The organism is Variovorax sp. R-27 (assembly GCF_049913215.1).
Lineage (GTDB): Bacteria > Pseudomonadota > Gammaproteobacteria > Burkholderiales > Burkholderiaceae_C > Variovorax.
In genome coordinates this window covers 2,200,266-2,212,475 of record NZ_CP183984.1, presented here as the reverse complement: position 1 = coordinate 2,212,475, position 12,210 = coordinate 2,200,266, and the positions used below count along the sequence as shown (strand labels likewise).

Here is a 12,210-nt window from a genome sequence, read left to right as displayed (position 1 = left end):
ACAGACGAACCAACAGATTTACTGAAAGAACATTCACATGCCTATCTATCTCAAGATCCCAGGTGTCACCGGCCAAACCCAGATCGAGGGCCACAAGGACGAACTGGAAGTCCAGAGCTTCCAGTTCGGCGCCGGCCTCGCCGTGACGGCGGGCACCTCCAACCAGGAACGCACCGCGGGCAAGCCCAGCTTCTCCGAAATCACCGTGACCCGCACCAGCGACTCGGCCACGCCCCAGCTGCTGCAGAAGCTCGCCGGTGGCGAGGTGTTCGCGGGCGACACCATCATCACCTTCCCGCGCGAAGACAAGAGCGGCCTGCTGCCCTTGATGGTCGTGACCCTGACCGACGTCATCCTCAGCGGCCTCTCCGTTTCCAGCGGCGGTGACCTGCCGCAGGAAAGCGTCTCCCTGAACTACGCGGCCATCAAGGTCGAGTACACGAAGCAGAAGGAAGAAGGCGGCCAGGAAGGCATCGCACCGTTCGGCTGGGATCTCTCGAAGAACGTCGCGGTCGCATGACGGCTCGACGCTGACACCCGGCGCCTACCGTGTCCGAACTCATCAAAGGGGGCGTCGCGCCCCTGTTCGACCGGCTGGCGTCGGCGCCGTCCGAGCACGCCCGCGGCGCTGCTCATCTCGAAACGATGGAGTCCTTGCAGGACTCCATCGGTCGTGAGCTGCGCCGTCTGTTCAACACGCGCTCGCCGCTGTCGGCTGCCGACTATGCGCAGGGCAGCGGCACGGTGCTGGAGTACGGCATTCCGGATTTCTCCGCGCTCAGCGCGCAGAACGCCGCCGACTTGCAGCAGCTGGCTGCCACGCTGCGCCAGGCGGTGCAGCGCTACGAGCCGCGCCTGACGGACGTGAGCGTGCAAGTGAGCGCCACGCCCAACCGGCATGAAGTGGCGCTGGTGCGCATCGGCGCGCAGGCGCGGGCCGGGCTCGCACTGCGCCACGTGGATTTCGAAATGCTGCTCGGCACGCCCGACAGCCTGATGAAGATCGCCTGACGTGTCCGACATCCAGCACAGCGACCTGCTGCAGTACTACAAGCGCGAACTGTCCTACCTGCGAGGACAGGGGTCGGACTTCGCCCAGCGCTATCCCAAGGTCGCCTCGCGCCTCTCGCTGCACGGTGGCGAATCGCTCGACCCGCACACCGAACGACTGATCGAGTCGGTGGCCTTCCTGTCGGCGCGCGTGCATCGCGACCTCGACCAGGAATTTCCCGACGTCGCCTACGCGCTGCTCGACAACCTCTGCCCGTCGCTGGTGCAGCCGCTGCCCTCGATGTCGGTGGCGCAGTTCGGGCTCGATCCGGCGCAGGGCAAGGTCACGGCGGGCTTTCGCGTGCCGCGCCACACCATGCTGCATGCGAGGACGCAAGCCACGCAGTCGCAGGAGTGCCGCTTCCGCACTGCATGGGACACCGTGCTGTGGCCACTGCGCATCGCGCACGCCGCCATCGACGCCGACGCCGTGCTTCGGCTCAGGCTCGAATGCAATACCGAGGCCGACTTCTCCGAGCTGGAGATCGACAACCTGCGCATCCACCTGCAAGGCGACTGGATGACCACGATGCCGCTGTACGACGCGCTGGTGTCGGGCGTGAAGTCGGTAGGCATCACCCCCGAAGGCGGCGCGCTGCAGATGCTGCCGGCCGACGCATGGCGCGAGGTCGGCTTTGCCGAAGGCGAAGAAGTGCTGCCGCAGCCCGCCAACGCACAGCCCGCCTACGGCCTGTTGCAGGAGTACTTCGCGTTTCCGCGCAAGTTTCATTTCTTCGACCTGCATCACCTGCGCTCGCGCCTGGGCCGCGGACGCAGCTGCGAGCTGGTGTTCCAGCTCGATCGCACCACCAGGGTGCTGCGGCACATCGACGCCGACAACTTCCAGCTCGGCTGCACGCCCATCGTCAACCTGTTCCCGCGCGTGAGCGAGCCGCTGGTGATGGACCAGCGCCACTACGAATACATGCTGGTGCCCGACCGCCAGCGCGACGCCACCACCGAAGTGCATTCGATCGTCTCGGTGATCGCCTCCGACCCGGACGCCGACAAGCCCGTCGACGTGCCGGGCTTCGCCGCACTGGGCCACGTGGATGGCGCACAGGGCGCGCAGGGTGGCGCGGTGTTCTGGGCCGCGCGGCGCGAGCCCTGCCTGCGCCAGAACATTCCCGGTACCGACGTCTTCCTGTCCTTCGTCGACCAGGGCAAGACGCACAGCCGGCCCGCGCAACCGGTGGTCTACGCGCACCTGCTGTGCACCAACCGGCGGCTGGCCGAGCAGGTGCCCGTGGGCGCGCGCCTGGTGGCCGAAGGCCCGTCGCAGCCCACGCAAGTGCGCTGCCTGTACGAGCCCACCGCGCAGCGCGATCCGCCGCTGGGCAGCGAAACGCTGTGGCGGCTGGTGTCGCTGCTCACGCTCAACCACCAGTCGCTGGTGGACGGCTCCACCGGCCGCGAGCAACTGCGCGAGATGCTGCTGCTGTTCGCTTCCGACAGCCGGCGCGACCATGCGCAGATCCGCGGCATCGCCGGGCTCTCGGCGCGCGGCGTCACCGCCCACGTGGGCACCGAAGCCTGGCGTGGCTACTGCCGCGGCACGCAGGTCACGCTCGAATTCGAGGACGACGCCTTCGTCGGCGGCTCGCCTCTGATGATGTCGGCCGTTCTCGCGCGCTTCTTCGCGATGTACACCTCGGTGAACTCCTTCGTTCGCCTCGTGGTGCGCAACGGCGAAGAGGTCAGAAAACAGTGGGCTCCGATGACGGGCCGGCAGGTGGTTCTGTGATCGAACAACTCACCGCCCGCCCGCAGGACTTCAACCTGTTCCAGGCCATCAGCCTGCTCGAGCGCGCCGCGCCCGAAGCGGTGCCCGTGGGTCGTTCGCAAGGCCCGCGCGAACGAGAGGCCGTGCGGCTGCACGCCTTCGTCACGCTGGCGTTCGAGGCCAGCGACGTGCGCGAAGTCGGCACCGATGCATCGACCGGCGAGCCCTTCGAGCTCACCACGCCCGCCCTTTCACTGGGCGGCAGCGGCGGTCCGCTGCCGATGCCCTTCACCGAGATGCTGCTGGAGCGCCGGCAGCAGCGCGACCACGCGACGGGGGACTTCCTCGACATCTTCAACCACCGCTTCCTGGCCTTCCTGTACCGCAGCCGCCGCAAGCACCACGTTGCGCTCAACCCGCAGTCGCCTTCGAGCTCCACGCTGGCGTCCACGCTCGATGCAGCCAGCGCACTGGGCCTGCGCGCCGGTGTGCGCGCACCCGATGGCTCCGCCCTGTGGCTGCGCCATGCCGGTCTGCTCGGCGGCGCGCCGCGCGGCATGACCGCGCTGCTGGCCCTGCTGCGCGACCGGCTCGGCGTGCAGGTGCACGGCACGCAGTTCCGCGGCCGCTGGCTCGCACTGGAACCCGATGCCTCGGCGCGGCTGGACATGCGCACGCCGCTGGGCGGCGGCGCCGTGCTCGGCAAGCGCGTGTGGGACCAGGGCGCCGGCATCCGCCTCACCTTCAGCAACCTGAGCCAGCAGCGCCTGCGCGCCCTGCTGCCGCGCGGCGCAGACCATGCGCTCGCCAAATGGCTGGTGCGCCGCTTCATCCCGCAAGACCTGAAGGTCGAGATGGAGCTGAGCCTCGCTCCCACCGAATTGCGCAGCAGCGTGCTCGGCGCCGCGAACCCGATGCGACTGGGCTGGACTTCATGGATCGCGGGCCCGACCTTCCGCGGCGCACTGCCGCCCGTTCACCACACCCTGACCAGCGACGGCGGCGACGCGCCCGGCGCCTGACCCGAACACTACTCATGGACATCGACATCCGCACCCTGCTCGGCCGGCTCAACCCGGAATGCAAGCGCGCCATGGAACAGGCCGCCGAGCTGTGCGTGCAGCAGACGCACTACAACGTCGACCTCGAACACCTGCTGCTGAAGCTGGTGGACAACGACGCGCCCGACCTGCGGCTGGTGTTCGGCCGCTTCGGCCTGCGTCCCGACACCGTGCAGGCGCAGTTGCAGAAGTCGCTCGACACCTTCAAGCGCGGCAACGGCCGCACGCCGAGCCTCACGCCCGACTTCGCGCCGCTGTTCCAGGAAGCGTGGCTCATGAGCTCGATGCTGCTGGGCCAGCAGCACATCCGCTCGGGCACGCTGATGCTGGCGCTGCTCGATGTGGACCGCCTGCGCGGCCGCCTGGTCGATGCCGCACCCGCGCTGCTGCAGATTCCGCGCGGCACGCTGCGCGACGAACTCGCCGGCCTGCTGCAGTCGTCGCCTGAAGATGCGGCCGCTTCGGCACTGTCCACCGCGCCGATAGCCTCGGCGCCTGCCGTGAACCAGTCGGCTGCGCCATCGGCGCCAGACGCCGGTGCGCCGCCGCTGCAGATGCCCACCGCGCGCCGCAACAACTCGGCCACGCCCTCGCTCGACCAGTACACGGTCGACATGACGCAGCTCGCGCGCGACGGCGCGATCGACCCCATCCGCGGTCGCGACGGCGAGATCCGCCAGATCATCGACGTGCTGTTGCGCCGCCGCCAGAACAACCCCATCCTCACCGGCGAGGCCGGTGTCGGCAAGACGGCCGTGGTCGAAGGCTTCGCGCAACGCGTGGTGCAGGGCGACGTACCGCCCGCGCTGCGCCAGGTGTCGGTGCGCTCGCTCGACCTGGCACTGTTGCAGGCGGGCGCTGGCGTGAAGGGCGAGTTCGAGAACCGGCTCAAGTCGGTCATTGCCGAGGTCAAGGCCTCGCCCACGCCGGTGATTTTGTTCATCGACGAGGCGCACCAGCTCATCGGCGCGGGCGGCGCCGAGGGCCAGGGCGACGCGGCCAACCTGCTGAAGCCCGCGCTCGCGCGCGGCGAGCTGCGCACCATCGCGGCCACCACCTGGGCCGAGTACAAGAAATACGTCGAGCGCGACCCTGCACTGGCACGGCGCTTCCAGGTCGTGAAGGTCGAGGAGCCGAGCGAAGAAGTCGCCATCGACATGCTGCGCGGCATGGTCGAGACGCTGGAGAAGCACCACGGCGTGGAGATCGTCGACGACGCCGTGCGCGAGGCCGTCAAGCTCTCGCACCGCTACATCACCGGCCGCCAGCTGCCCGACAAGGCCATCAGCGTGCTCGACACCGCCTGCGCGCGCGTGGCCATCGGGCAGAACGGGCTGCCTGCCGAGCTCGAATCGGCCGCGCGCGACATCTCCACGGGCGAGAGCGAACTGCGCGTGCTGCGCCACGAGGCCGCCACCGGTGGCGACCACCAGGACGCCATCGCCGCGCTCACCTCGCGGCTCGACGTGCTGCGCCAGAAGCACAAGCGCCTGTCCGACAAGGTCGACGAAGAGAAGCACGCGGTGATGGAAATCGTCGCGCTGCGCCGCAAGATTTCTGACAGCCTGCGCGACAACGCACCGCCGCCCGACGAGGAGAACGACCCCGCGCTGCTCACCGCCGCGTTGCGCCGCCTCGAGAAAGGCCTGGAGGCACTGCAGAGCGACGAGCCCATGGTGCCCGTGTGCGTCGATGGCGTGATGGTGGCCGAAGTCATCTCCGGCTGGACCGGCATCCCGGTCGGCAAGATGATGACCGACGAGTTGCACACGGTGCTCAACCTGAAGGAGAAGCTCGCCGAGCGCGTGGTCGGGCAGGACGATGCGCTCGACGCCATCGCGCGGCGCGTGCGCACCTTCCGCGCCGACCTCGACGACCCCGGCAAGCCCGTGGGCGTGTTCATGCTGGTGGGCCCCAGCGGCGTGGGCAAGACCGAGACGGCCTTCGCACTGGCCGACCTGCTGTACGGCGGCGAGCGCAACGTCATCACCGTGAACATGTCGGAGTTCCAGGAGGCGCACACCGTCTCCAGCCTCAAGGGCGCGCCGCCCGGCTACGTGGGCTACGGGCGCGGCGGCGTGCTGACCGAGGCCGTGCGCCGCCGCCCCTACAGCGTGGTGCTGCTCGACGAAATGGAGAAGGCCCACCCCGACGTGCTGGAGCTGTTCTTCCAGGTGTTCGACAAGGGCACCATGGAAGACGGCGAAGGCGTGCAGATCGACTTCAAGAACACGCTGATCCTGCTCACCTCCAACGCCGCGCAAGACGTGATCACGCAGGCCTCGCAGGGCGGGCGCAGGCCCGACCCTGAAGAACTTGTGGAGCGGCTGCGCCCCGAGTTGCTCAAGCAGTTCAGCCCCGCCTTCCTGGGCCGGCTGGCGCTGGTGCCTTATCACCACCTGGGCGACGAGCAGATCCGCTCGATCGTGAACCTCAAGCTCGGCAAGCTGGCGCGGCGTTTCGCGCTGAACCACCACGCGACCTTCACGTGGGACGTGCAGGTGGAAGACGCCATTACCGCGCGCTGCACCGAGGTGGACAGCGGCGCGCGCAACATCGACCACATCCTGGCTCATGCGGTGCTGCCCGAGCTTTCGCGCCAGGTGCTGGAGCGCATCTCGATGGCCGCCGCGTTCACTGCGGTGCACATGGGCATGGACGGCGACGGTGCGTTCGCCTTCAGTTTCGAACCGGCAACGCTGAGCTGATAGATGAACATGCGCGAAGGCTTTACCCAGCACGCCGCCTTCCTGACGGTGAAGACCGTGCTCGGGCCGGACGAACTGCTGCTCGACGCCTTCCAGGCTGCCGAGGGGTTGTCGCAGCTGTTCGCGTGCTCGCTCACCATGCGTTCCCCTTCGAGCGCGCTGAAAGCCGACGACCTGATCGGCACCTCGGCCACGGTTGTGCTGCAGCGGCCCGAGAAGGAAACCCGCTTCTTCAACGGCATCGTCTCGCGCTTCACCTACCTGGGCAGCAACCGGGACTTCGCGACCTACTCACTCGAACTGGTGCCGCGCATGTGGCTGCTCACGCTGGGGCGCGACCGCGTGATCTACCAGAGCATGAGCACGCCCGACATCCTGCAGAAGGTGCTCGGCGAATTCGGCGTGGCCTTCAGCACGCAGCTGCAGGGCACCTACGCACCTCGCGAATACTGCGTGCGCTACGACGAGACAGCCTTCGACTTCATCTCGCGCCTGATGGAGGAGGAAGGCATCTTCTACTTCTTCACCTTCGCGGACGGCGCGCACACGCTGGTGCTGGCCGACAGCAACTCGGCGTGCATGCCCTGCCCCCACGCGGAAAAGCTCGTCATGCGCAGCAGCGAGGAAGGCTACGCGCACACCCATGCCGTCACCCGCTTCGAGTCGGACGCCCGGCTGGTGACCAAGGACCAGGCGGTGGACGACTACGACTTCCTCACGCCCGACACCGATCTGCGGGAGCAGCACGAGGGAAAGATCGGGCGCGGCCTCGACTACGAATATCCCTCGCGCGTGCCTGCGGCGGCCGGCGCGGCGCGCGCGCGCATCCGCCTGGAAATGCACCAGGCCGGCAGCCAGTCGGGCCGCGGCGACAGCCATTGCCACTACCTGACGCCGGGCACCACCTTCACGCTGGAAGAGCATTCCCGCGAGGATCTCAACGTGAAGCACGTGGTGCACAGCGTGCGGCACCACGCCGAGCGCGAGCACTACAGCAACAGCTTCGAGACCCTGCCTCCCGACCTGCCCTTCCGCCCGCAACGCCGCACGCCGCGACCGGTGGTGGCCGGCAACCATACGGCGCAGGTGGTGGGCCCGGCCGGCGAAGAAATCTGGACCGACGAGCACGGGCGCATCAAGGTGCAGTTTCCATGGGACCAGCTGGGCAAGAAGAACGACAAGAGTTCGTGCTGGATCCGCGTCTCGCAGATGTGGGCCGGCAAGGGCTGGGGCGCTCTCTTCCTGCCGCGCATCGGGCAGGAGGTAGTCGTGAGCTATGTCGATGGCGATCCCGACCGGCCGCTGGTCTCGGGCAGCGTCTACAACGGCACGAACCCCACGCCGGTCACCCTGCCGGGCATGTCGTCGCAAAGCACGATCCGATCGCGCTCGACCAAGACCGGCGACGCGGGCAACGAGATGCGCTTCGAGGACAAGAAGGGCTCCGAAGAGTTCTACCTGCACGCCCAGAAAGACATGCGCGTGGAAATCGAGAACGACCTGACCACCACGGTGATGGCCGGCAACGAACTCCACACCGTCACCAAGGGCAACCGCACGGTCAAAGTCGACACGGGCAACGAAACCCACTCGGTGAAGGGCACGCGCGCGCTGGACGTCACGGGCAACGAGACGCACGACAACAAGGCCAACTTCACGCAGACGGTCACGGGCAACTACGAACTCAAGGTCACGGGCAACCTGGTGATCGACGTAACGGGCACCCTGCTCATCAAGTCGGCCCAGACGCTGGACCTGAAGGCCGGCACCGACCTGGGCGCCAACGCCGGCGTCAACTTCAAGGCCGAAGCCGGCGTGGCGCTGTCGGCCAAGGGCGGCGCCTCGCTGTCGAACGAGGCGCCCTCGATCAGCAGCAAGGCCTCGGGCATGAACGCCGTCGAAGGCGGCGGCATGGTCACGCTCAAGGGCGGGCTGGTGAAGATCAATTGAACGATTGAACGCCATGGCACTTCCTTCTCTCCCAACAAAAGACCTGGCCTCGGTGCCCGAGGCCGTGGTGCGCGAAGCCCTCGACGGCGCCGGCCAGACGGTGGTGCGCGCGTCTTTCCTGGGCGATGTTCCGCACGGGCCGATGCAGGTGTTCTCGGCCGCGGGCAAGCCGGCGATGGAGGCCTCCTACCAGGCCGGCGTGCCGCACGGCGCCATGCGCCTGTTCGACGAACGCGGCCAGCTGCTGCAGGAAACGCAGCGCTTCGGCGGCGTGGCCGAAGGCACCACACGCAGCTACTACCCCAGTGGCAAGCTCATGCAGACGCACCAGCACGTGCGTGGCACGCTGCACGGCGATGCCGTGGCGTACGCCGAATCAGGCGATGTCACGGCGCGGCTGCGCTACGTGGCCGGCCGCCTCGAAGGCGAAGCCGCCTACTACAACGAAGGCCGCATGGTGCGGCGCGAGCAATACCGCGCCGGCCTGCTCGACGGCGAAGTGCTCGACTACCTGGCAAGCGGCGGCGTGGCGCAGTCGTCCACCTACGTGGCCAGCGTGCTGCACGGTCCGCTGCGGCGCTTCTGGCCCAACGGCCAGCTGATGGAAGAAATCGCGTACCGCCAGGGCAAGCCGCACGGCAACCCGCGCCGCTTCGACCAGGCCGGCCGCGAGGTCGTGGAGACAGCCGCATCGCCGGGCTTCATGAAGAGCCTGGAAAAACTCGTGAGGGGAGGCTGAACCATGGGCATGCACGTCTGCATGGGGGCCACGCTGCAGTGCAGCTTCGGCGCCGCGCCTTCCAACCTCGTGGTGCTGCCCGTGAACGCGGTGGTCACCAGTGGCGTGCCGGCGGCCACCATCATGGACAACAAGCCGATCGCCAACATCCTGCCCTTCGGCACCTGCAACAGCATGTCGAACCCGATGGTGGCCGCGGCCACCGCCGCCGCGCTCGGCGCCTTCACGCCGATGCCCTGCATTCCGGTAACGGCCGCGCCCTGGGCGCCCGGCTCGCCCACGGTGCTGGTCGGCAGCATGCCCGCCCTGCAGGACAGCTCGAAGCTCGCTTGCAACTGGGGCGGCGTGATCCAGGTCGTCGTGCCGGGGCAGTTCACTTCAATGGTTCCCTGACCGATCCCTACTTACTCATGTCGCAATACGTTTTCACGATGAGCTCCCGCATGGTCGCCATCACGGTGACCTGCCTGGTGCTGCTGTGCGTCCTCCTGTTCCTGATGGGCGTGGAGATCGGCAAGCTGCTGGCGCCTGCGCCCGTCCCTTCGGCTCCTGCCGTCACGGCGCCTGCGCCGCTGCAGTCGCCCTCTCCCGCACCTGCCCCCACAGCAGCGCCGGCTCCCGCCGCCTCCACCCAATGACCAAAGTAGATCAAAGCATGTCGAACAACACACGACACCTCACGGGCATGCACAGCGCGCTGCGTCGCCTCGCCCTTCCAACATTGCTGGCGCTGGCCGGCCTCTGCGCGGGTAGCTCCGCCGGTGCGGCGGGCGAACGGCCCGTGGCGCAGGGCGTGATCGCCGTGCCAGCCGCACTCGCCGCGCCCGCCGCCGCGGCGCCCGCGCCCGCATTCCCGGTCGAGCCGGCAGCCCCTGTCGCGCCACCGGCACCCGTGCTCACCAACGGCCTCGTGCGCGTGCCCGACGGCCGCCTGCTCGCACCCGACATCGCGCGCATCGTGACGCGCGGCGAGCTCGTGGTGGCCATGCTCAAGGTCGACACGCCGCCGTTCTTCTTCTTCGACGACGCCGGCCAGTGGACCGGGCTCGAGGTCGGCCTGGCGCAGTCGCTCGCGAAGGAGCTGGGCGTCAAGCTGCGCTTCAACCGCGAGGCCGGCACCTTCAACGCGGTGGTCGACCTGCTGGCCAACGGCCAGGCCGACCTGGCCATCAGCAAGCTGTCGCGCACGCTGGCACGCACGCAGACCATTGCGTTCAGCGACGCCTACCTCACGCTGAACCACTCGCTGATCCTGAACCGCGTGAAGTTCGCGCAGCTCTCGCACGGGCGCCCGCTGCCGGAGGTCATCCGCAACTTCAACGGCAGCATCGGCGTGATCGCCAAATCTTCTTTCGCGGACTACGCGCGCACCAACTTCCCGCACGCCAAGGTGCAGGAGTTTCCGACCTGGAACGAGGTGCTGGTGGCCCTGCACAAGGGCGAGATCGTGAGCGCCTATCGCGACGAGTTCGAGGTCAAGCGCGTGCTCAAGGCCGACCCGACCGTATCGCTCGTGCTGCGCACCGTGACGCTGAAGGACCTTGAAGACACCCTCGGCATCGGCGTGGCCGTGACCGACACCACGCTGCTGGCCTACGTCAACCAGTTCCTCGCCCAGCGCACCGAGAAGCTGGACATCCAGAAGGTGCTGCAGGCACTCGACCGCTGAGCCGCAAAGAACACGCACCCATCATGAATTCCTCCAAGCTCTACGCCTTCGTCCTCAACCCCTGGGTCGTGATCATCAGCCTCGGGGCCGGCGTGGCCTTCGGCATGCTCGCACCCCCGCTCGCGACCACCCTCAGCTTCGTGGGCGACATCTACGTCGACCTGCTGAAGATGATCACGCTGCCCTTCATGGTCTCGGCCGTGATCTTCAGCCTGCAGCGGCTGTTTCGCGACGGCGGCACGGCCAGCCTGCTGGGCCGCGTGGCGCTGGTGTTCCTCGCGTTCTCGGCCTTCGTGGCCATTGCCGGCGCGGCCACGCTGCTGCTGCTTCGCCCCGGCGAGAACCTGCCGGCCAGCACCATGCAGACCTTCGGCCAGATCGTCGGCGGCGACCTGAGCGCCAGCGACACGGCCATGAGCCTGCGCGGCACCGACGAAGTGAAGAAAACCGCCAGCTTCGCCGACATGCTGGTGAGCCTGGTGCCCGCCAACATCTTCACGGCCCTGGCCAACGGCGACACGCTGAAGACGCTGGTGTTCGCGCTGCTGTTCGGCCTGGCGGTGGGGCATGTGCCCACGCGCATTTCAGACGGGCTGACCCAGGCGCTCGAAACCGTCTATCACGCCTGCCAGACGCTGATGCGCTGGCTGAGCTTTCCGCTGCCGGTGGTGCTGTTCTGCATGAGCGCGGCACAACTGGGCAAGACGGGCATCGAGCCGCTGCGCGCGATGGGCGCCTTCGTGCTGGCCTTCCTGGTGGTGTCGACGGTGCTGCTGGCGGTGGCGTGCGTGATCATCTGGAAGCGCTCCAACGGCACGCTGGGGCAGACGCTCAACGCCATGCGCGGCCCCTTCGCATTGGCGCTGGCCACGCGCAGCAGCGCCACCTGCATGCCGATCATGATCGAGAGCCTGGTCACGCGGCTGGGCTTCGCGCGCTCGCGGGTTGAATTGCTGGTTCCGCTCACGGTGTCGCTGCTGCGCATCGGGCCGGTCGTTTACTACGTGTGCGCCACGCTCTTCATCGCGCAGATCTACGGGCGCTCACTGTCGCCGGTGGAAATCGGCATCGTGCTCACCTCTTCGGTGCTCGCGGGCTTTGCCTCTGCGGGCATGACGGGGCTGGTGACGGTGTCGCTGATCGGCATGACCTGCACCTACCTGGGCCTGCCCTTCGAAGCGGCGTTCATCCTGTTCCTGGCGGTGGACCCGGTGTGCGACATGCTGCGCACGCTGGTGCTGGTCATCGGCAACACCGCGGCCGTCGCTGTCGTGTGCCCCCGGCCACTGAAGATCTAGAGGGCACGCACT

General features: G+C 68.0%; 11 protein-coding genes. All 11 read left to right on the top strand.

The genetic code is table 11. The features are described 5' to 3' along the window. Positions 1–37 precede the first annotated feature (37 nt). The 11 genes from ACN9MV_RS10120 to ACN9MV_RS10070 are packed head-to-tail and all read left to right on the top strand — an operon-like array spanning position 38 to position 12,198. A complete protein-coding gene (locus ACN9MV_RS10120) occupies positions 38–520 on the top strand; it encodes an Hcp family type VI secretion system effector (RefSeq protein WP_093058217.1) in 483 nt (160 codons plus the stop codon). 29 nt (positions 521–549) lie between these two features. Further along, positions 550–1,011, top strand: a complete 462-nt coding sequence (gene tssE, locus ACN9MV_RS10115; protein ID WP_093058216.1) for a type VI secretion system baseplate subunit TssE — start codon at positions 550–552, stop codon at positions 1,009–1,011. Position 1,012: 1 nt separating this feature from the next. Beyond that, entirely contained in the window at positions 1,013–2,794 is a 1,782-nt protein-coding gene (gene tssF / locus ACN9MV_RS10110) for a type VI secretion system baseplate subunit TssF (protein WP_426392033.1), read from the top strand. Next, positions 2,791–3,795 (top strand): type VI secretion system baseplate subunit TssG, encoded by a 1,005-nt coding sequence (gene tssG / locus ACN9MV_RS10105; RefSeq protein ID WP_426392031.1) that lies wholly within the window; start codon positions 2,791–2,793, stop codon positions 3,793–3,795. Before tssF ends, tssG begins: the two co-directional genes overlap by 4 nt. Before the next feature lie 14 nt (positions 3,796–3,809). After that, positions 3,810–6,542: a type VI secretion system ATPase TssH gene (gene tssH, locus ACN9MV_RS10100; RefSeq protein WP_426392029.1), complete on the top strand. Its 2,733-nt coding sequence runs from the start codon at positions 3,810–3,812 to the stop codon at positions 6,540–6,542. A 3-nt stretch (positions 6,543–6,545) separates the two neighbouring features. Next, on the top strand, positions 6,546–8,492 hold the full coding sequence (locus ACN9MV_RS10095) for a type VI secretion system Vgr family protein (RefSeq protein ID WP_307617206.1): 1,947 nt from the start codon (positions 6,546–6,548) through the stop codon (positions 8,490–8,492). Positions 8,493–8,505: 13 nt separating this feature from the next. Further along, positions 8,506–9,231, top strand: a complete 726-nt coding sequence (locus ACN9MV_RS10090; protein ID WP_426392027.1) for a toxin-antitoxin system YwqK family antitoxin — start codon at positions 8,506–8,508, stop codon at positions 9,229–9,231. 3 nt (positions 9,232–9,234) lie between these two features. Further along, a complete protein-coding gene (locus ACN9MV_RS10085; RefSeq protein WP_093078883.1) occupies positions 9,235–9,624 on the top strand; it encodes a DUF4280 domain-containing protein in 390 nt (129 codons plus the stop codon). A gap of 38 nt (positions 9,625–9,662) precedes the next feature. Further along, on the top strand, positions 9,663–9,869 hold the full coding sequence (locus tag ACN9MV_RS10080; protein WP_426392025.1) for a hypothetical protein: 207 nt from the start codon (positions 9,663–9,665) through the stop codon (positions 9,867–9,869). Then, the gene (locus ACN9MV_RS10075; protein ID WP_426392024.1) at positions 9,866–10,900 is read left to right on the top strand and encodes an ABC transporter substrate-binding protein; all 1,035 of its coding nucleotides are present in this window, start codon (positions 9,866–9,868) and stop codon (positions 10,898–10,900) included. Before ACN9MV_RS10080 ends, ACN9MV_RS10075 begins: the two co-directional genes overlap by 4 nt. A gap of 23 nt (positions 10,901–10,923) precedes the next feature. Further along, a complete protein-coding gene (locus ACN9MV_RS10070; RefSeq protein ID WP_093058209.1) occupies positions 10,924–12,198 on the top strand; it encodes a dicarboxylate/amino acid:cation symporter in 1,275 nt (424 codons plus the stop codon). The last annotated feature ends 12 nt before the right edge of the window (positions 12,199–12,210 follow it).

Bases quoted from the DNA above. Each gene is read 5' to 3' on its own strand.
- ACN9MV_RS10120 (WP_093058217.1), top strand. From the start codon at position 38: ATGCCTATCTATCTCAAGATCCCAGGTGTCACCGGCCAAACCCAGATC.
- ACN9MV_RS10090 (WP_426392027.1), top strand. From the start codon at position 8,506: ATGGCACTTCCTTCTCTCCCAACAAAAGACCTGGCCTCGGTGCCCGAG.
- ACN9MV_RS10095 (WP_307617206.1), top strand. From the start codon at position 6,546: ATGAACATGCGCGAAGGCTTTACCCAGCACGCCGCCTTCCTGACGGTG.
- ACN9MV_RS10075 (WP_426392024.1), top strand. From the start codon at position 9,866: ATGACCAAAGTAGATCAAAGCATGTCGAACAACACACGACACCTCACG.
- ACN9MV_RS10085 (WP_093078883.1), top strand. From the start codon at position 9,235: ATGGGCATGCACGTCTGCATGGGGGCCACGCTGCAGTGCAGCTTCGGC.
- tssH (WP_426392029.1), top strand. From the start codon at position 3,810: ATGGACATCGACATCCGCACCCTGCTCGGCCGGCTCAACCCGGAATGC.
- ACN9MV_RS10070 (WP_093058209.1), top strand. From the start codon at position 10,924: ATGAATTCCTCCAAGCTCTACGCCTTCGTCCTCAACCCCTGGGTCGTG.
- ACN9MV_RS10080 (WP_426392025.1), top strand. From the start codon at position 9,663: ATGAGCTCCCGCATGGTCGCCATCACGGTGACCTGCCTGGTGCTGCTG.